The 19,076-nt window shown below is 46.1% G+C and carries 17 protein-coding genes; 7 read left to right on the forward strand and 10 right to left on the reverse strand.

Annotation, left to right across the window (positions count from 1 at the left end):
• The first annotated feature begins 5 nt into the window (after positions 1 to 5).
• Together LY387_RS11230 and LY387_RS11235 are read left to right on the forward strand one after the other, a co-directional pair.
• The gene (locus LY387_RS11230) at positions 6 to 1,742 is read left to right on the forward strand and encodes an ABC transporter permease subunit (protein WP_234494167.1); all 1,737 of its coding nucleotides are present in this window, start codon (positions 6 to 8) and stop codon (positions 1,740 to 1,742) included.
• 80 nt (positions 1,743 to 1,822) lie between these two features.
• Positions 1,823 to 2,077 carry a hypothetical protein gene (locus tag LY387_RS11235; RefSeq protein ID WP_234494168.1) on the forward strand — a complete coding sequence of 85 codons (255 nt, stop codon included), beginning with the start codon at positions 1,823 to 1,825 and terminating at the stop codon, positions 2,075 to 2,077.
• A gap of 107 nt (positions 2,078 to 2,184) precedes the next feature.
• Here LY387_RS11235 and LY387_RS11240 read toward each other — a convergent pair whose 3' ends face one another.
• Entirely contained in the window at positions 2,185 to 2,898 is a 714-nt protein-coding gene (locus LY387_RS11240; RefSeq protein ID WP_234494169.1) for a hypothetical protein, read from the reverse strand.
• 15 nt (positions 2,899 to 2,913) lie between these two features.
• On the opposite strand from LY387_RS11240, the gene LY387_RS27185 reads away from it, so the two are divergent.
• Positions 2,914 to 3,039, forward strand: coding sequence for a hypothetical protein (locus tag LY387_RS27185; protein WP_267967677.1), 126 nt, complete (start codon positions 2,914 to 2,916; stop codon positions 3,037 to 3,039).
• Here LY387_RS27185 and LY387_RS11245 read toward each other — a convergent pair.
• From LY387_RS11245 to LY387_RS11260, 4 genes are all read right to left on the reverse strand, one after another.
• Positions 3,036 to 6,167, reverse strand: a complete 3,132-nt coding sequence (locus LY387_RS11245) for an efflux RND transporter permease subunit (protein WP_234494170.1) — start codon at positions 6,165 to 6,167, stop codon at positions 3,036 to 3,038. The two genes, LY387_RS27185 and LY387_RS11245, sit on opposite strands and share 4 nt — an antisense overlap.
• 12 nt (positions 6,168 to 6,179) lie before the next feature.
• The gene (locus LY387_RS11250) at positions 6,180 to 7,223 is read right to left on the reverse strand and encodes an efflux RND transporter periplasmic adaptor subunit (RefSeq protein ID WP_234494171.1); all 1,044 of its coding nucleotides are present in this window, start codon (positions 7,221 to 7,223) and stop codon (positions 6,180 to 6,182) included.
• A gap of 131 nt (positions 7,224 to 7,354) precedes the next feature.
• A complete protein-coding gene (locus LY387_RS11255; RefSeq protein ID WP_234494172.1) occupies positions 7,355 to 8,521 on the reverse strand; it encodes an OmpP1/FadL family transporter in 1,167 nt (388 codons plus the stop codon).
• Positions 8,522 to 8,712: 191 nt separating this feature from the next.
• Complete coding sequence (locus tag LY387_RS11260) at positions 8,713 to 9,480, reverse strand: hypothetical protein (RefSeq protein ID WP_234494173.1); 768 nt, start codon at positions 9,478 to 9,480, stop codon at positions 8,713 to 8,715.
• Positions 9,481 to 9,700: 220 nt separating this feature from the next.
• Between LY387_RS11260 and LY387_RS11265 the strand changes: the two genes are divergently transcribed.
• From LY387_RS11265 to LY387_RS11275, 3 genes are all read left to right on the forward strand, one after another.
• A complete protein-coding gene (locus tag LY387_RS11265; RefSeq protein WP_234494174.1) occupies positions 9,701 to 10,342 on the forward strand; it encodes a Crp/Fnr family transcriptional regulator in 642 nt (213 codons plus the stop codon).
• A gap of 35 nt (positions 10,343 to 10,377) precedes the next feature.
• A complete protein-coding gene (locus LY387_RS11270; protein ID WP_234494175.1) occupies positions 10,378 to 11,217 on the forward strand; it encodes a LysR family transcriptional regulator in 840 nt (279 codons plus the stop codon).
• 193 nt (positions 11,218 to 11,410) lie between these two features.
• The gene (locus tag LY387_RS11275; RefSeq protein WP_234494176.1) at positions 11,411 to 12,838 is read left to right on the forward strand and encodes a DUF1254 domain-containing protein; all 1,428 of its coding nucleotides are present in this window, start codon (positions 11,411 to 11,413) and stop codon (positions 12,836 to 12,838) included.
• A gap of 503 nt (positions 12,839 to 13,341) precedes the next feature.
• Here LY387_RS11275 and LY387_RS11280 read toward each other — a convergent pair.
• The 3 genes from LY387_RS11280 to LY387_RS11290 all read right to left on the reverse strand — a co-directional run bounded on the left by LY387_RS11280 (position 13,342) and on the right by LY387_RS11290 (position 15,903).
• On the reverse strand, positions 13,342 to 13,485 hold the full coding sequence (locus LY387_RS11280; protein ID WP_234494177.1) for a hypothetical protein: 144 nt from the start codon (positions 13,483 to 13,485) through the stop codon (positions 13,342 to 13,344).
• Between the two features lie 82 nt (positions 13,486 to 13,567).
• A complete protein-coding gene (locus LY387_RS11285) occupies positions 13,568 to 14,413 on the reverse strand; it encodes a DUF3626 domain-containing protein (RefSeq protein ID WP_234494178.1) in 846 nt (281 codons plus the stop codon).
• 95 nt (positions 14,414 to 14,508) lie between these two features.
• Positions 14,509 to 15,903: an NAD(P)/FAD-dependent oxidoreductase gene (locus LY387_RS11290; RefSeq protein WP_234494179.1), complete on the reverse strand. Its 1,395-nt coding sequence runs from the start codon at positions 15,901 to 15,903 to the stop codon at positions 14,509 to 14,511.
• Positions 15,904 to 16,332: 429 nt separating this feature from the next.
• Between LY387_RS11290 and LY387_RS11295 the strand changes: the two genes are divergently transcribed.
• Positions 16,333 to 17,268, forward strand: a complete 936-nt coding sequence (locus LY387_RS11295; protein WP_234494180.1) for a bile acid:sodium symporter family protein — start codon at positions 16,333 to 16,335, stop codon at positions 17,266 to 17,268.
• A gap of 25 nt (positions 17,269 to 17,293) precedes the next feature.
• Here the strand turns inward: LY387_RS11295 and LY387_RS11300 are convergent, their stop codons facing one another.
• Positions 17,294 to 18,472 (reverse strand): mechanosensitive ion channel family protein, encoded by a 1,179-nt coding sequence (locus LY387_RS11300; RefSeq protein WP_234494181.1) that lies wholly within the window; start codon positions 18,470 to 18,472, stop codon positions 17,294 to 17,296.
• Between the two features lie 49 nt (positions 18,473 to 18,521).
• Positions 18,522 to 19,076 (reverse strand): hypothetical protein, encoded by a 555-nt coding sequence (locus tag LY387_RS11305; RefSeq protein WP_234494182.1) that lies wholly within the window; start codon positions 19,074 to 19,076, stop codon positions 18,522 to 18,524.

Here is a 19,076-nt window from a genome sequence, read left to right on the forward strand (position 1 = left end):
GCGCAATGATGTCTGCTGGTGCACCTAGACTGTCGTTAAACGCGATCGCCCCATGGCTATCGCGTTTGGCGTCGCTTATTGTCGTAGTTATTCTTGTGGGTTTGATGCCAGATATTGCTGGTATCGACCCAAGTCAATCTATCCTTCGCGCACGTGCTGGTCAGCAACATATGCTGACGCCCGAAGCGCTGGCGGCAGTGAGAGAAGATCTTCAACTCGATCGCTCTGCCACTGAAAGGCTGATTGATTGGCTGGGCGATGCCCTTCAAGGTGATTTAGGTGTGTCTTGGATTGATGGCACATCAGTCTCAGACGGCATTCAGCAGACATTGTCTACCTCACTTTTCTTAATGTCACTCGCACTCGGGCTGACGTTTTTTCTGTGCGGTCTTGGTTTACTGCATACGCTCTATCGATGGAAGGCCAACAAACTCGCTCAAACTCACAACAGTTTAAGTACGGTGCTGATATCGCTGCCAGAGTATGTCATCGCCTCGGTACTGATACTGGTCTTTTCCATCTGGCTGGGTCTATTTCCACCTTATGGTTGGCAGAGCTGGCAAGATATCTGGCTACCAAGCCTAGCGCTGGCATTACCTGCCAGTGGTTTATTCAGCCGACTTCTCAGAGACAGCTTGCAGCGCGTTCTTAATGAACCTTGGGTTATTACTTGGCTAAGCGCGAATGTTAGCCCAAACCAAATCCTAAGGTTTGCGGTAAAACGCGCCATTAGTAGCCTAATTCCTCAAATCTCGATGATCATGATTGGCTTAACCGGCGGCGCAGTTGCTGTAGAGCAGATCTTCTCTATTCCCGGGATTGGCCGACTCATCCTTGGCGCTGCTAAAGCGCAAGATTTGCCGATGCTGCAAGGTGGGCTTCTAGTACTGCTACTGATCTCGATCTTTATTAGTAGTATCGGGCTACTTATCCAGCAATGGATTCTTGGGCAGAGTTTAAAAAGTGGCAAGCTGATCAGTAGTCACACTACGTTCTCATTCACTTCGAGTAAGGCCAAACGTCTCACCGCTTACTCAATTTTTGTCGTTCTATTTCTGGTTGTTTTATGGTCGCTAGTTCGGGACCCATATACTAGCCAATACGTCAGATTAGCCGCACCGAGCCTTGAAGCCCCTCTCGGCGCAGACGGTATTGGTCGAGACTTAATGGCTCGTATTGGTGCAGGTATGCTATCTACGTTCAAAGAAGGCTTCATCGCAACCTTGTTGAGTTTACTCGTTGGCATCATCTTGGGGTTCAATACCAGAATAAGCCAAGGTCTTATCGAGATTACTAAAGGCGTGCCGTACATTATTGCCGGATTGTTGGTTGCGGGTTTAACTGGGATGCATCCGAGTAGTGCAATGATCGCTATCGTCTTTGTTTCTTGGGCACCACTCGCTGCCCACTGCTCAAGCCTCATTGCGGAAGCCAAAGCCCAGCCCTATACCCACCTAGCCCCTATTTGGGGAACGGGTCGCGTTAAGGTTCTAAGACATTACATTCTGCCTTACGTGATGCCGCCACTATTAAGGCACGCATTATTGAGACTACCCGTGATCACCTTAAGCCTCACCGCACTGAGTTTTATTGGTCTGGGTGCCAAACCCCCCTCACCAGAGTGGGGTTTGATGATTGCTGAGAACTTACCGTATATCGAACGAGCTCCACTAGGCGTAATGGGACCGATAGCAGGTCTTGTTTTGATGGGTGTGGCGATCAACTTGTTGTTCGATGATTAAGCTGTCCATGATCCTAATCAAGGTGTAAATATGCCGCCTTGATTACTATCTGGCAAAACAAAATTCTAAGAAGCAATGCAATGAACAACAATCACACACAGATTACCCTTGAGATGGTAGATTGCGCGATAGCAAAGGTGGAAACGGCCAATCACGTTTCCCTTGAAAGCCTGAAAGCTTTGCTAAGCACTCAACCAGAACAAACTCTTGAGATGTTTGGTGCAATGAACGCGCTTGAGTCGCTTGACGATAAATACAAGCAACTTATGACCAAATACCCACAGATGCTTGAGAACGCTCAGCATGTGTTGGAGACATCGGTTTTGCTGGGATAAAACAGCACAAGCGTATGACAGATAAGAAAAGAGCGAGCATATCGGTAGTATGCTCGCTCTTTTGGCTTATGGGTAACAACTCCAGTGCCACGGGACGCTTTCAGCCATCAAAACTGATAGCTAAACGAACCACCGATCTTGTTATTATTCCCAAAATCATCTTCAGATAAAAATGCAAACAGGTTAAATGAGGCGTTCTTATTAATTTTGTAGCTCATGCCCAAACCACCCCAATAACTCGTGTAGTTTTCCGAACCTACAGCACCGCCAGCAACAGCTAGAACGCTCCAATCTGTGTCTGCGATTGGTCTTACACCGAACATACCAAGATAAACGCCGTGGGCTTTGCTGCGCATTAGGACATATTCATCTTCAAGATCATTATCTGACGGAACAGCCATCTCGCCATCGTTGTAGCTGTAACCCGCCATTGGGAAAAGCATCCAACCGGCAGGCGCGATATCGAAAGAACTCAGTGGAACGTAGGTACCGATGCTGTAGTTGTTTCGATAGCTGTCGTTTTCGTAATCAGTACGGCTAAAATTGAAGTTCAAAATACCAAGGTCAAATAACCAAGAACCACCAATTCGCCACTCTCCCGTATCATTCACTCGACCGTTAAGCATTCTCACTTCGTCGAGACCAATAGAGCCCGACAGTGAAGCTGTATCTGAATAACCAACACCAATCTTAGTTACAATCTTGGTCGGGTCTTCATGGTGTTTTTCGTCTGCTGAGACACCGGTTGTGATGAGCAAGCCGAAAACAATGGAAAACCCTACTGCCTTTATTACTGAATGTATTCTTTTGCCTTGATTCATGAAGGTGCCTCATTATTGGCTAATTTAGAGGCACAAATCATAGCCAAGGTCACTTTTGGCAAACGCACTAACAGTGCAAAAAAGCCAGAACACAAGGTTCTGGCTTTTAATAACATCATGGCGGTCGCAATGACGAATTAATCCAATATCTCTAAAGGCGTTTTATTGGGTTTCAGTTTCTCTCGAAGCGTCTGGAATACCGCATAGAAACCAGGTGTGAGCACCGCACCTAACGTCATAACACAAAGAATACCACCAATGAGGGCAACACCCATGTTGTTCTGAGCCACGGAGCCTGCGCCATCTGCCAAGACCATCGGCACGATGCCTAATACAAACGACCATGAGGTCATATTTACTGCTCTAAAACGCATAGTACCACCTGCGATCGCAGCTTCCTCGATCGATAAGCCTTCATCCTCACGTTTTATCTTAGCGAACTCCACGATGAGGATTGCGTTCTTAGCCGCGAGTGCAATCAGCAACACAAGACCAATCTGTCCATAAAGCGTAAGCGCCATGCCGTTCGCGGCCAGTGCAATCATAGTACCGACCGCCGCTGTTGGTGCTGCAATAATGATGGCCGTAGGCAGTGCCCAAGACTCATATTGCGCAGCCAAAAACAGATAGATGAAAATAAGCGCTAAACCAAACGCGTAAGCAATTGCGTTACCCGCCATTTTTTCTTGTAGCGCCATTGAGGTCCATTCATAGCTATAACCAACAGGGAGCACTTCTTCAGCCACTCTTTCCATTGCGGCGATGGTTTCACCAGACGAATACCCTGGCGCCGTCCCCACGAAGATCTTTGTCGCTGCCAACATGTTGTAGCGGTTGGTGATATCTGGAACCAAGGTAGGCTCAATGCTCGCCACTTCCGACAAAGGTAACATCTCACCGGCAGCGGTTCGAACGTGAATACGACCGATATCTTCCGGATCTACACGTTGCTCAGGCTTAGCTTGTAGGTACACATAGTAAGTTCGGCCCCACAATGAAAAGTCATTCACACGTGCTGACGCAAGATTCGTCATAATGGCTTCGTTAATCGTTGAAACAGGGATGCCATATTGGCGCGCTTTTTCTCTGTCGATATCGATAGCGAAATGCGGAACGTTCGCTCTAAACAACGAGAAAACGCCTTGCAGTTCCGGTTGCTGGTTCGCGGCAGCAATCAACTCTTGCATGGTTTGCGCGAGCTCCGCTTTTGGTCGGCCTTGAAGATCTTGCAACATAAACTCGAGGTTAGCACCAGAGCCGATACCCGGAATCGCCGGTGGAGTAATCGCCATTGCAATACCTTGAGGGAACTGACTCAGCGCACGATTAAGCCTTGCTTGCACACCCGGCGCTGTGTTGTCGCCTTCTAAGAGACGGCGCTCTTCCCATGGTTTCAGGTCAACGAAGAAGGTTGCTGAGTTTGCCTGACGTGAGAAAGTCAGGATACCAAAACCGACAGCACCGCCAACGTTATCGACCGCAGGATCGTCAAGAATGATCTTCTCGACTTGTTCAGTAAACGCACTGGTTCGAGCCAGCGATGCCCCATCAGGCAGTTGAACGATAGCAAGCATAGTGCCTTTGTCTTCGTTCTGAATAAACGCCGTCGGGATCTGCTGATTCATCGCAACCATAACGCCAATCGTTCCACCAAAAAGCACCAACAGTACAATGGCTTTACGAACTACAACCGTGACTGCTTTGCCATAAACTGCAGTGACCTTTTCAAATCCACTGTTGAATGCGACAAACCATTTAGGTTGTTTCTCGACTCGCTTCATGATGAGCGAACAAAGTGCTGGCGATAGCGTCAATGCATTAACGGCAGAAAGAATCAGCGCAATACAGATAGTCAATCCAAACTGCGAGAACATCTGCCCTGTGATGCCCGGCAAGAAGCTAACTGGAAGGAAAACAGCCAACATTACGAGTGTTGAGGCAATAATCGGTCCAGTCACCTCTTTCATCGCTTCGAACGTCGCCTTAGCTGGCGAATAGTCTAGGTTTTCATTCAACAGACGTTCGACGTTCTCGATCACCAAAATCGCATTATCGACCACGATACCGATGGCAAGTATCAGGCCGAACAAGGTAATCGTGTTGATGGTAAAGCCAATCGCATCCATAAAGAAGAAGGTGCCTACGAGAGATACTGGTATAGCGACCAAAGGTACAATCGTCGCGCGAATATTACCTAGGAACAGATACGTCACCACCACTACCAATACTGCCGCGACCAAAAGCGTCTCTGTGATATCGCTAATGGAATCTTCGATGAAGTTGGTGATGTCGAACGGATACGCATAGTCCATATCATGTGGCCAAGGCGTCTCCGCGAGCATTTCTTTAATCGCAGCCCCTGTTTGCAATGCATTCGCACCCGGTGCCAATGAAATCGTCATTAACGAGGCAGGCTTACCATTGAGTCTGGCGTACGATTCATAACGATCGTTCCCCATCTCAATATCTGCGATATCACTGACATAAATATTGCTGCCATCAGCATCGGTTTTCACCATGATCGACGCAAACTCATCAACGTCAGTAAGACGTTCCTCACCTAGTAAAGGAATTTGGAATGACACGTCATCACTGACCAGTGTCGCACCCAACTGACCAGCTGGTGATTGCGCATTTTGGTCAATGAGTGCTTGTCTAACTTCGCTGGTTGTCACGTTCAGCGCTTTCATTTTGTCGACATCAAGCCAGATACGCATTGCGTAACTGGTACCAAGTACATTGGTATCACCGACGCCAGGAATTCGAGCGAGGCGGTCCTGAAGGTTGATCTCGACCCAAGTATTGAGGTGCGTTTCGCTATAAGTATCATTCGGAGAGTGTACGGCCAGCGCCATCAAGGTATCTGACGATGCCTTAAATACCTGCACACCCATGCTGTTAACAACCGCAGGCAGTAACGGCAGCGCCGCAGAAACGCGGTTTTGAACGTTAACCTGCGCCATATCTGGATCAGTACCGATATTAAACGTCACCTGCAGACGATAAGACCCGTCGTTAGCCGCTCGCGAATCCATGTAGAGCATGTCGTCAACACCGTTAACCTCTGCTTCAATGGCAGCGCCGACAACACTTTCAATGGTTTCTGCACTCGCACCAGGGTAGACGGCAACGACGTTAATCACTGGCGGCGTAATATCTGGATAGTCAGAAACTGGCATCATTTTGATGGCGACAGCACCAATAAGCGCCAACACAATCGAGATGACAAAGGCAAATTTGGGACGATAGATAAAAAACTTGCTTAGCATAGTTAGCCCTTATTATTGAACCACGACTGGAACGTTTGGACGAACGCGGACTAATCCATCAGTGATCACTTGCTCTCCCTCGCTAACGCCCGATTGAATGAACACCTGATTGCCATCACGAGACAACACCTCGACTTCACGGCGCTCAGCGAGTCCTTCATCATTGATAACGTAGATAAACTGCATCATCAGATCCTGCATAACCGCTGACTGAGGAATCCAAAAGCCGGTTTGCTCGCTCTGGCTTGTTAACAGCACACGAACGACTTGGTTGGGTCTAAGTGCATTGCTTTGATTTGAGAATTCAGCAGCGGCTTGCAGTGTCCCTGTAGAGGTATTCACCTTGTTATCGATAAAGCTGATAGTGCCATTTTTCCCATGCTCATCGAGGGAAACAATTACTTCCCCAGACTGATCGATTGGGAAACGCGTGTAGTCATCTTCACCCAACGAGAAAGAGGCATTAAGAGGGTCAAGCTGCGCAATATCAATCACAGGACCTGCAATCGGTGACACCATATCTCCCAAGGAGAAGTTGCTTTTACCAAGCTGCCCATCATAAGGAGCGCGAATTTTGGTATGCCAGAGATCGTTTTTCGCACTGTCCACCGATGCTTTCGCTTTAGCTAAACCAGCTTCTGCAATCGAGAGGGTTGCGCTTGCATCATCGAGGTTCGCCTCTGTGGCACTACCTGACTGAACAAGTTCGTTGGTTCGATCATAATTTAGCTGAGCTTGTCGTTTGGTGGCCTCAGCTTGCTGTTCGTTAGCAATGGCAGATTGGAGTGCTAACTTGTAAGGCGTATCATCGATCTGAAACAGCACATCACCTTTTTTAACGTATGCGCCATCCGAGAAATATTGCTGGTGTAGATACCCTGATACACGCGCAATAAGGCGTGCATGCTCTTGAGCTTCCAGCTTGCCAGTCAGCACGATGCTTGGTTGGTATACCCCTTCTTCGGCAGAAATGGCCGTAACAGGAACACCTGCAGCAAACGCAGACGAGATGGAAATGCTCATTGCGACAGGTAGAAGCAGTGGATGTAATTTCATAGAAACCTCTAAAGAATAACTCAGGTCAAAATCTGTGAGTTTCCGTAGAGTAGAGGGGCTTAATGAAACCACTAGCAAGAAAATATGGAGAGCACTGTGGCTCTCCTCTACGGAATAATACAGATAGGAATTTAGTAGGCGTAGCTCACGCTAAGAACGTGGATACGGTTGCTGTCGACGCTGCCTTGGAAGTAAGGGTCGCCGTCAGCGTCGCGATAGGTAACATCTTGCGTGCCTAAATCTCGGTACTGATAGGCGATGCCCAATCGGTGACCGTTGGATAAGGTCTTCTCTGCGCCCATACCTAAAGACCAGTTAGCGCCAATCGCCAGCTCAGGTGACATGTTGTCGATATCGTACATTGCGGTGTCGTGTTTGATGCCCGCTTGGTAAACCCAATCGTTTTGCGTATAAGCAAGTGCGGCTCCTAGGCTGTATACATTGTTTGCTTGGTCATCAAACTGACTCCATAACTCAACACCCGTCATTGCTTTCAGTGTTAGCTGGTTTGAAAGCGAGTGATGGATGCCTAAGTCAAATCGAGACGGCCAAGTCACGTCCTGTTGGATGGTTCTTGTGACTTTTTGGCCACCCACGGTCAGATCCACGTCGACATCGCTGCCACTGTGATCGACTTTGTGTTTGTAGTTTGCAGACAAATACGTCGCGTCAGACAGATCATACATAGCCGATAGGATAAAACTTGCGGCCGTTGAACCACCTTCCCCTGCAATGCGCACGAGGTCAACGCCTTGAACTGTGTAACCCGCATCAAACGACGTCATCATATGTTGGATAACCAAAGCGCCACCAAAGCTCAACGAGTCATTGAACTGGTAACCCGCAGCAAAGTGGATATTGAGCGCTTCCTGTGCCATATCGTCAACAAAGTGCAGCCCAGTTAAGCCTTTGTCATAATCCATACCAAGACCGCCATCACCATGCAGTGAAGCGCCGAGCACCCAACGATCATTAACGCGTTTAGCGTAAGCTAAACTTGGCACGAGAGAGGCGTTCTTACCGTCGCTCGAAAGACCGCTATAGTTTCCCTTACCATTGTGATCAGAATAGGCATCCAAGTACTGCAGTCCCAATGAAAAGCTCGAATCTTCAACGCTGGTTAAGCCTGCAGGGCTCGTAATCGCTGAGCTTGCATCAATGCGATTGGTACTGTTACCAACGCCTGCAGAAGAGACACTATCAAAGGTCGCAACCTCATGTAATAAGATGCCTCCCGCATGGGAAAAACCAGAAATTGACGCCATTAGAGCAATGGCAAGAGTCGTTTTTTTCATCATATGAAACTCATGCTTGTCAGAATGACGTCATGGTATCGAACGGAAAAAAGCAAGTTGCACTGTGAGTGCGGAAATATTCTGATTGCCCATCTTCAGGATAAAATGCTGATGAACAGGCATATTGGAAAACACGTTCTAGATATACAAAAAACGCCCCTATTCGAGGGGCGTTTTACTAGGTTTGGAGCAAACTAGATTTGGTAGTTGAATTCGATTCGATGCTCACCATCTTTGAAGTTTCCATGCTCAGTCCAATTCGCAAAGTAGCGAATGTTGAAGCGTGGTGTGAACTGATAAGACGCGGCGACCTCATGGGCTAGTACTGAAGATTCGCCTTGGAATCCATGCTCGGTGTAGGCTTTTGAACCTGACAAAGTCGTCATCCACATTGGGTTGTAGTTCAGCCAAATCTTGTCGGTAATTTCGATTTTGGTATAGGTACCGACCAAACCAAATGTACCCGGCACAGAGTAACCGCTAATCACTTCACCATTATCACCTTCGACGTTATTTCCAAAGGCGACACCAAGACCAGCTAATGGATAGAACTGAACTGGACCTAACTTTGGTAGCGCTTGGATAAAGCTGTAGGAGAAGGAGCCTGCTTCATTATTAAAGTCATAGTTAGCGTCAAACTGAGAGCCGCGACCATTGGTCATGTCAGCTTGAAGTCGACGAAAACGAAGGCTATCTACACTATCGTTTGCGCTATCGCGAAAACCTAAGGTTTCACCCATCGCCCCTTTGATCTCAAACACGTTCATGCCCATAGTGGTATCACTACCGGTATCGAACGTCTGACCCATTTTAAAGTTTAAACCACGATCCGTGATGCCTGCTCCTAGCTGGGTGTAAACCGCTAATGGATCGGACATGTCTTGCACTTCGTCGGCTTCACTCGCTAAAGATACAAAACTGGTGGTTGCCAACAGAGCGGCGATGGTTACGGATGTTTTCATTGATTCGGTCTCTACAGAAACGGATTTAGAGCGCTATGTTAGATTCGACCGAAAAGTGATGTTGCACAGAGAGTGCATTTTTTGAACAAAACTGATAACCATGAGTTATCAAATAAATAACCAAAACCCCATATATCAAAATTTGGGGTATGTATATTCTTTACGCGTGAAACTCAAAACCGCTACGGATTGGCTCAAAAGAATCAATAAAGGCCCGTTTATGAATATCCGAAATGTTTTGAAAAATACCTATTTAATTGATGATCAGCTTACAGACGACCTATTATCTAAAGGACAAATAACCGCCCTGCCAAAGGGTAAATTTTTGTTCTTTCAAGAGCAGTCTGCCGAGTACATTGCAATCCCCATAACCGGCATACTTGGTTTCTACCCTGTTGTTGAAGATGGCGCTAACGTCAGCTACAACCTCATCACGCCCGGCATCATTTTTAACGATGTTCCGTACATCTTAGGGGGTGGAAGCCAAGCCGATGTTCGTGCCATTTCTGACTGTAAGGTTCTTTTACTTTCCTATTCGCACGTGAAAGAGTTAATGGACTCTTGCTGTGCGTTTTCAAAAATGCTCAATCTATCGCTCGCTCGTAAACAGAGATTCTGTCTGACCTTGTTCAATCTGCGCGGTGAGAAAGACAAGTCTGTAAAGATCCAAAAAGCGCTCGAAGCCATATCCGAAGTCACTAATGATGGCGCAATTCCCGTCAACATCGGCGTTTTAGCTTCACTGCTCAACATGTCTCGAAACACAGTTGGTCAGTTTATTAGCCGGGCAATCGCAAATAATGAGCTAATAAAGTCTAGCTTTGGCTATCGCTTGGTTGCCAAAACTGCACTTGCTGCATAATAATTTGTTTAACAACAATAGGATGGAGATTGATTTTGGACTTAAATCTCGCAAGAACATTTGTGCTCGTTTTTCAGCATCAATCATTTACAAAAGCAGCGGATATACTGGGAGTCAGTCAACCTGCAGTAAGTAAAGCCATCCGCAAACTCGAATCAGATGTGGGTGATGCCTTATTCGTTAAGTCGGGACGAGGTATTTCCCCCACCAGCCGCGCAGTATCACTGGCTACCGACTTTCAACGAGCAATCGACATTATCGATAATGCTGTATTTTCTAAGAATCGACTCTCTATTTACTGTGTTGAAGCGCTTATGCACACTCTTGGAGATATTGAAACAGCCACGTTCAAAGTTCCTCCTTTCGATCAAGAGTTACTGTTTGATCAACTAAGGGCGCAACAAATCGATCTGGTTATCGACACGACAACCACCAAAGACTCTGCTTTTGAAATCGAATCGATCCATAGCGAACCTATCGCGGTTATTTGTCGTAAAGATCACCCTAAGATAATCGGTGATACATTTACTCGAGAGCTCTATTATCAGCTTGAGCATATCGAATACAAAGCGACCAGAGATGGGCGGTCTTTTTTAGAGGTTTTTGCAGAAGAACCGCTTGAACACAGAAACGTCGTACGCCAAGCTTCAAACCAAGCCACGATGGCAATGTTAGCCGCAAAATCTGACTGTATCGGTTTGGTATTTCAGTCTTTTGCCAAAGAGTGGGCAGATAGACTCAACCTGAAGATACTGCCTATGCCGGTAAAATGTCGAGACGTTCCTATTCATATGATTTACCACAAACGTCGCATCCAAGATCCTCAGCATCGGACAATTCGCGAGCTCATTAAACAACGAATTCATAGCATCTGAGTTATGTAATTTAGCCTATTTTAAAAAATGCATTCCCATAAGGAATGCATCGTATAACCCCCGCACTATTTTTCCTCTTCCAAATTTCCTTTTTAATAGACCCATGTTGGGCAGCATGGACTCACAAACGCCCATTCATCTTAAGCGAGTTGCTGTATAGGAACAGTCGCCCGCCCAAAAGAAGATAGAACCTATGATCAATAGACTCCTTAACAAAACCTCTATTGCTACATTGCTCGCTTCCGTCAGTATGTTGGCAACAACCCCTGCGCTTGCCGCTGAAGAGCAAGCAACCGTGAACTATACAGGTCGTGACAAAGTGGAATACGATTATGCGTACGCATTAGGTGTGCAAGCGACTGTTTATGGCTGGGCACCAGTAATGATGGATGTGGCGCTTGAGCTGCAAACTTCTGTTGATGCGCCAATGGATAACGGTCAAGCACCCGTCAACCAGATTGGCCCAATCACGCGTCTATGGGACCACCGTGACCGTTCATACACTACGCCAAACAATGACACGCTGTATCTTCAAGCATGGGCTGATCTAGAAGAAGAGCCTCTAGTGCTGTTTGTTCCTGAAATCAAAGATCGCTACTGGATCGAACAAATTGTAGATATGTACACAGAATCTGTTGTTGACCTAGGCAATGCAACGGTTGGCGAACAAGGTGGTTACTTTGTGCTTGCGAAACGTGGTTATGAAGGTGAACTACCAGAGGGTGTTGAAGTACATTACTCGAATACTCGTTACATCTGGCTTGCTGGTCGTTTAGGTGTTGAGAACGCACAAGACGAAGAAAAAGCACGTGAGCTGCAATCTCAGTTCCGCCTAATGCCACTTTCTGAGTACCCGAACGGCGGTGTTCAACCAGAGCCAAAACACGCAACTGGCGCACCAACTGTGCAGTTCCCACAAGGTCTAGCTTGGTTTGAACGTCTAGATAAAGTGCTTAATGAAAACCCACTTGCTGAAGATAAGCCAGTACTTGAATCATTCGAATACATCGGTATCGGTAACGACGGTCTTGCAAACTTAAGCAACGTTCGCAAACACGCACTTGAGGACGCATTTAAAGACGGCTTTGCAATCATCCTAGACGCTGCGATGCACAGTGACACGCCAGTAAATGGTTGGAACTGGGAATATAAAGCAGGTGCTTACGGTGCAGACTACTTGCAACGTGCTGCGATCAACATGAACTCTATTGGTCTTAACTCTCCTGAACGCGCGATGTATCCAAAGCGCTATGTAGACAGCGAAGGCGAACTACTGCACGGTGAGAACAGCTACACAGTGACCTTCCCTGCAGACATGCAAGTAAACGAAGAGATCGGTGGATTCTGGTCTGTGACTATGTACGATGCACAAGATCGCTTCATGGTAGAGAATGCGATTGACCGCTTCAAGATCGGTTCTATGACAGAAGACTTGGTGTACAACAAAGATGGTTCGTTGACTATCACTATTTCTCATCAAGAGCCAACTGACGCAACAGCGCGTGCGAACTGGCTACCAGCTCCAAACGACAGCTTCATGCTTCAAGTTCGTTTGTACGAACCAAAAGAGTCTGTGTACACAGGTCAGTTCTCACTGCCAGAAATGTACAAAAACAACTAATCTTTGTTGATGTCAAAAGCCGCTGAAAAGCGGCTTTTTTTTCGGCTATAGAAGCGCTTTGCAACTGGAGTGCATTTCCAAATACCTTCTACCGATATACTAGTCACACAATAGTTAATGATTCCAGCAAAGCAATTTCAGTGGTTTTTCTGGTCCATATCTTCATACGCATAACTGTTGGTCTCCACATAAAACGCACTTTTGCCATTGTCGCTCTGCGGCAATGGCTTTTTTTATCCGCAAAAACATTTACCCAGATAAACAGGTATTAGAATAATAAGAGAGTATTGGAGAAATCATTTGTAGTTAAAGATGAAGAGTAAACTTAGGGAGGGGAAACGCCAGTTGCTTGTACATCAGAAGATATCTAGCGCTTCCCCAAATGAGATGTGTTTTTCAGGCAAGGGAGATCATAGCAATCAGGACGAGATTTATTGCACGTTCAGTGCAAGAACAGTGTAAAAATCAATAATTCTCAAAGATTCGTGCCAATTTTTTATAGCTTAGCGCTCAGTTGTCTCAACCCCCACTAACATCAAGTCACCAGCTAATACGCCAGTACTCGCTGTAATGCCAGCAATCAAAACAACGACAGCATATTTGCTCAGTAGAATGCCGTAGCCAAGGGTATTTACGATTTGGTTCATTGATGTGGTCCTCAAAGTTAGGTATTTTCGCTTTGTACAAAAATACCGCACTTAATTGACCTCGGATGCAACCTAGGTGCATTTACCGCTTGTCTCCTCGATAACCAAATCGAGCTAAATAGTGCCAGACTTTTTTTACCTCTTGTTCCTCATAGCCTTGCTCCGTTACCGCTCTTCCCAATAAGGCAGCATCTATAACACCATTGACCGCCAGGCGTTTGGCAACCTTAATGAACTCCTGACCTCGATAGTCTGGAAACTGAGCCATGTTTTCTATCGTAAGCTCATACCCATTATGCCATTCGACAACAACTCCAAGATCTCGAGCTTGCTGCTCGATTGGCGTTGAGCGGTATACTGGGTCAAGTACCAAACTCTCCACATCTTCACAAAGAGAGAGCTCGCCATGGATGTGAGCCTCTATATAATTATCAAGGCGATCCACTTGCGCTTGAATCGCCATAGCAACGAGATCGCTGAGTCGATCTGACGTCGCAAAATCTTCAGGATTAAAATAGCTGTCTGGATAACAGAAGGTGGTGCGCTCGAGTACATGAGATTTGAGTTTAAAAAAAGCTGAGCCAAATCTTGGGGAGGCGCCCATTGGATACTGACGATAGTTTAGCGCGCCATACTTGGGCCGCAGGTTATCGGGAGCGTCATCGTACGCTCCATCAAATACTCTCTTTTCCCACTGCCAACGCTCACCACCTTTATAGGCCGTTAAGCCACCGTTACTGGTTTGGGTTTCGAACTGAGACTTTAAAACACCTGATTGTGCCATCGCCAACAGCAGAGGTGTGTTGTCTGCGGTTAATCGGTCAGGGTGGAAGTTGATCGTGATAGTGAATGCTTCCTGTACGGACGTCCCTGTCGATTTATTACGGACATTGGTAAGGGCTACATCGACTGGGTTACTACGGCTCATGCTTGCTCCATCTTCTATCTATCGACACTCAGTCTCTGATATTTCTTTAAGCAAAGCAACGGAGTAGATCACCTAAGATACTACCCCGCAACCATCTACTCTTTCTCTAAGTACGCTTCGTCTTGTTTCTTATAGAGCATTAACGTCGATTTAATTCCGACCGATTTGGCAGGCTCTGGAGGTAGCCACATAGGTAAACTTTCGTCAGCATGATCAAACCACGGATGAACCTTGCCTCGGTATAGAGTGGCAACAACATCACCAAATAAAAACGCCAGATTGATGCCGTGTCCATTATAACCAAGCGCGTAGTAGATATTGCTATGCTCACCCATCACGCCTACTGCTTCTTTGCTATCGCCAGTCATGCCCAATACACCATTCCATACGCGTTCGAACTTAATGCCTTTCAGCGCTGGGTAGAGCGTCACTAGTTCCGTCATCATCATATCGCTGACTGCATCTAGATCGCCCTTGTAGACTAAACCGTCATTGAACTCATATTCTGCATTGCCCCCACCAATTACGATACGATTGTCTGGAGTGAGCACTAAATGAAACAGTAAATTGCGTGTATCGAAGTATGGAATTCCAGGCTGCCATTGAATGGCATCAAGCTGTTCTTCGCTCAATGGCTCCGTCACTGCACTTTGCGCATGCACTGGGAACACTCGACCGCCAAAATAACCCAGCTTCGAAGTAAAGGCGTTGGTCGCTAATACGATATCATTGGCTGTAACCTTGTGCTTTTCAGCAACACTTAGGGTGATTTGTTTACCCTCTTGAATGTCCGTCACCGGACTGTGCTCATAAATGGTAACGCCGGCTAATTCCACCGCTTTTCTCAGTGCGTTAACCAACTTCATAGCATGCACCTGACCACCATTAGGATCGTAAACTGCCCCAACATATCGATCCGTACCGATTTCTTCTTCCGTTTCGTCTGCATTCCAATACTCAAGCGGAATACTCAAGTCGTTAGCAGTCTCTACGTACTCTTGATATTCGGCGATATCCTCTTCATCAAGAATCGCTTCTAGATAACCATCAAGAACCAGGTCAGCGTCGACACCCGTTGACTTCACCAGAGCTTCAAGCTTTTTCATACTAGTGACAGTCAGGTCATAGTGACGCTTGCTCGCCTCACCGTCTTCATAGAAGTCCATCTCTTCTGAACCTGGCAGCACCATGCCGCCATTGCGGCCAGACGCCCCGCTACCCACATGTTTTGCTTCAAAAATCGCTATATTGAGAGTTGGGTTGGACTTCGCCAAATGCCAAGCGCTTGAGAGACCACTGTAGCCACCACCAATGACGGCAATGTCCACTTTGATGTCTTGGTTTAGCGGCGGGTTATCTTGTTTAGGTTTTTCATCAAACCAGTAGCTGTTGTTAGGTTCAAAGTCGCTTTTCGCTGGTCCACAGGCTAAGAGAAAATAGGTACAAATAAAAAGCGCAAAAGTGCGCTGGAAATGACTCAAGTTTGTCATCAAGTTCTCCAAGTGGGATCCTAATTTCAGTAAACGATATAACAAGAATAATAGCTCTCCGTCTCCTGAAAGTCGTGTCGACAAACTTCACACCTTTCAAAATCGTTGTCAGAAATCATCTCTATATATGACTAGCAATTATAAGACCCCGATTTCAACGCGATAGAGCTTGGAGAACAGGGGAAAGGTCGATAGATACAGAGTAAATAACTACTAATTACATTTTAGAAAGCAATTAAGCACACTTAACCATTCGCCATCGAAACTTCCCCACTAAAAACCGAGAGATAATAGAATCTAAATCCGTATTGATATGCCTATCTTTTCTGTACGTTCGCTTTATGGAACTATACCCATCCCATTGAATATTAGACGAACTCGAAAAGCGTATTAGCATACCTGGCTTTTCCATACGATAAGGACATCAGCATGATAGGAAGAATTACCCAACTGTTTCCAGTTTGGGCAGTATTGTTTGCAGCCGCCGCTTATTTTTCGCCAGAACTGTTTGTTGGTCTCAAAGCGCAAATTATTCCACTGCTAACAATCATCATGCTCGCCATGGGGATAAGCTTGTCTCCCAAAGACTTCATTAATGTTTTCCAGTTTAAAAAAGCAGTCGGTGTCGGCGTACTATTGCAGTTTCTTGTGATGCCATTAACCGCACTTCTCATTAGCTACCTACTCGGCTTCAATACTGAGTTAACGGTTGGGATGGTATTAGTGGGTAGCGTTGCGGGCGGTACCTCATCTAACGTGATGGCTTTCTTGGCAAAAGGGAATGTCGCACTCTCTATTTCAATGACGGCGATATCAACGTTACTGGGCATCATATTAACACCGTTACTGATTCAACTATTGGTCGGCGAGAGAGTGGATGTTCCGGTATCCGCGATGCTAATGAGCTTAGTGAAGATTGTCCTGCTACCTGTCGGCATTGGTCTGCTCATCAACACATTTGCTCACAAGGCCGTCGCTAAGGCAAACGCCCTACTTCCACTTATCTCCATGATCGCTATCGTCTTGATCATTGCCATCGTAGTGGCTTTGAACTCAGAAAACCTAAGCCAAGTCGGGCCGTTAGTCGCGCTTGCGGTAATCCTGCACAACAGCATTGGTCTCACCGCTGGTTATTACTGCTGCCGTTTGCTCGGTTTCAACGAATCCACTTGCCGGACGATAGCCTTCGAGGTTGGCTTACAAAATTCCGGCTTGGCGACCGCATTGGCAATGAAGTTTTTCTCACCGGCTTCTGCGATAGCCGGCACTATCTTCTCGGTTTGGCACAATATCTCGGGTTCACTGCTTGCAGGGTATTGGGTCCGTAAGAAAGAAACTCCAGCTAAAGACACTGCGGCTTGCTAATAGGATGCGAGCAGTGTAACTCCCATTACGCTGCTCGCTCAAAGTCAAGATGACTCACGTCCTGAAAGACGCGCAACTCAAATAGGTTCAGAACAGAGTACAGATGCTCAAAAATCTCAGCCTGTACCGTTTCAAAATGCCCCCAGTCTGTATTTTTTGTAAAACAGTAGACCTCAAGCGGGACACCTTTAGAAGAGCAATCTAGCTGACGAACCATCAGAGTATGGTCTCGATTTATATCGCCTCTTGAGCGCAAGTATGCCTCTACATAAAGTCGAAATAATCCAGCATTAGTCAAGCAACGCTTGCTCATATTGTCACCCAATTCATGCAACTGATGAGATTCACACAGCTCTGCTATTTGGCGACGCAGCAAAGGGACAGTCGCAAGCTGATTGACATGATTCATGTCTAAAAACTTGATGCTATTGGCATCCAAAGAAAGGCTACGTTTTATCCGTCTCCCCTGTAGAGTCATGCTTCTCCAGTTCTTAAGACCAACATTAAGTATTTCATAAGTCGGAATGATTGACGTCGTTTTATCCCAGTTCTCTACCGTGATAACGTTGAGGGTAATGTCTTTAATTACACCATCCGCATCGTACTTATCGACTTCTATCCAGTCTCCTTTACGTACCAGCCTATGAACATTGATCTTAATGGCCGTAACGGTTCCTAAAATACTGTCTTTGAAGATCAATAAAAGAACAGCAGACATTGCACCAATACCACTGACTAATGCCATCGGTGGGATATCAAGCAAAATAGCGATCATCAGCACTAACATGATCGCCGAGCTCGCTATTTTAATAAGCTCAACAAAGGGCTTGATCGGTATCCCATCTAAAGACTCACTGCGAGAGAATTGCGCTTCTAGGAAATCTAAAACCGAGTGAACAACCAAAACAGAGAAAAGTAACACTCCAATCTCTGCCAGTTTGCTATACCACCCCTGCACCGAAAAGTATTGGAACCAAAAGATACTAAATACAAAACCCACTAAGTATTGAACACGATGTACAAATTTCACTTCATACTTCGCTTTCACTCTATTTGGATTCATATCTAGAAATCGAGAAAGTATTGTCCTTACAATCCAAGGGATTAGGCAGAAAGAGATGGTTGTTGCCGCAATCTGAAAGAAGTGCTTTTCCACTTCAGTCAACGACAGATAGAGTGACTTTAGAGTTTCCAAATAGTCCATAATCCTTTACACCGATATTCGCTAAGCGCGTGCGCAAACTTCTCTCAACTTACTGAGTCAGTCTTTTTAGTTCACCTTCAAGGTCCGATACCGCTTTCTGAGTTTTAAACTCTTGATACATGGCTGTTTTATCATCAGGGTCAATGTTAGTACCACTCATACTGATCATGTCATTGAAATAACTTTCAAGAACTCTGTTATCGATGGCAGCCATTGCACAGACTTGCTTTTCGCCGTAGATTTCGCCAACGTCAAGTTTAACGATCTTTGATTGGCGAAGTCTTGATTCAGAGATCTGCTTGCTAATCGTGACAAACGTCTCCGAGACACTCGTTCCTTGATTGTTGCTTACTAACTCAGAAACATGTCGGTCCATGGTGCTCGCTTTCATGTTGATGGACTGAATCAAACTTGATCGCGCTGCGCTTTCCGCACGCCTTTTATCGATATTAAAGCTTCCTGAAGAAGAGGCGCAGCCCACTGCAGCGAGACCGTCTGCAAACTCTGGCTGATATACCCAGCTCTCTAAGCCATCAGCGAATGCACTGAGTGGCAAACATGTTAGTGCTACTAGGGCGATATTTTGTTTTATTTGTTTAATCAT

It is taken from the genome of Vibrio maritimus, assembly GCF_021441885.1.
Taxonomy (GTDB): Bacteria; Pseudomonadota; Gammaproteobacteria; order Enterobacterales; family Vibrionaceae; genus Vibrio; species Vibrio maritimus_B.

What these genes read in the sequence shown, in the direction of transcription:
- LY387_RS11230 (WP_234494167.1), top strand. Translation starts at nt 6, where the DNA reads ATGATGTCTGCTGGTGCACCTAGACTGTCGTTAAACGCGATCGCCCCA.
- LY387_RS11235 (WP_234494168.1), top strand. Translation starts at nt 1,823, where the DNA reads ATGAACAACAATCACACACAGATTACCCTTGAGATGGTAGATTGCGCG.
- LY387_RS11240 (WP_234494169.1), bottom strand. Translation starts at nt 2,898, where the DNA reads ATGAATCAAGGCAAAAGAATACATTCAGTAATAAAGGCAGTAGGGTTT.
- LY387_RS11245 (WP_234494170.1), bottom strand. Translation starts at nt 6,167, where the DNA reads ATGCTAAGCAAGTTTTTTATCTATCGTCCCAAATTTGCCTTTGTCATC.
- LY387_RS11250 (WP_234494171.1), bottom strand. Translation starts at nt 7,223, where the DNA reads ATGAAATTACATCCACTGCTTCTACCTGTCGCAATGAGCATTTCCATC.
- LY387_RS11255 (WP_234494172.1), bottom strand. Translation starts at nt 8,521, where the DNA reads ATGATGAAAAAAACGACTCTTGCCATTGCTCTAATGGCGTCAATTTCT.
- LY387_RS11260 (WP_234494173.1), bottom strand. Translation starts at nt 9,480, where the DNA reads ATGAAAACATCCGTAACCATCGCCGCTCTGTTGGCAACCACCAGTTTT.
- LY387_RS11265 (WP_234494174.1), top strand. Translation starts at nt 9,701, where the DNA reads ATGAATATCCGAAATGTTTTGAAAAATACCTATTTAATTGATGATCAG.
- LY387_RS11275 (WP_234494176.1), top strand. Translation starts at nt 11,411, where the DNA reads ATGATCAATAGACTCCTTAACAAAACCTCTATTGCTACATTGCTCGCT.
- LY387_RS11280 (WP_234494177.1), bottom strand. Translation starts at nt 13,485, where the DNA reads ATGAACCAAATCGTAAATACCCTTGGCTACGGCATTCTACTGAGCAAA.
- LY387_RS11285 (WP_234494178.1), bottom strand. Translation starts at nt 14,413, where the DNA reads ATGAGCCGTAGTAACCCAGTCGATGTAGCCCTTACCAATGTCCGTAAT.
- LY387_RS11290 (WP_234494179.1), bottom strand. Translation starts at nt 15,903, where the DNA reads ATGACAAACTTGAGTCATTTCCAGCGCACTTTTGCGCTTTTTATTTGT.
- LY387_RS11295 (WP_234494180.1), top strand. Translation starts at nt 16,333, where the DNA reads ATGATAGGAAGAATTACCCAACTGTTTCCAGTTTGGGCAGTATTGTTT.
- LY387_RS11300 (WP_234494181.1), bottom strand. Translation starts at nt 18,472, where the DNA reads ATGGACTATTTGGAAACTCTAAAGTCACTCTATCTGTCGTTGACTGAA.
- LY387_RS11305 (WP_234494182.1), bottom strand. Translation starts at nt 19,076, where the DNA reads ATGATTAAACAAATAAAACAAAATATCGCCCTAGTAGCACTAACATGT.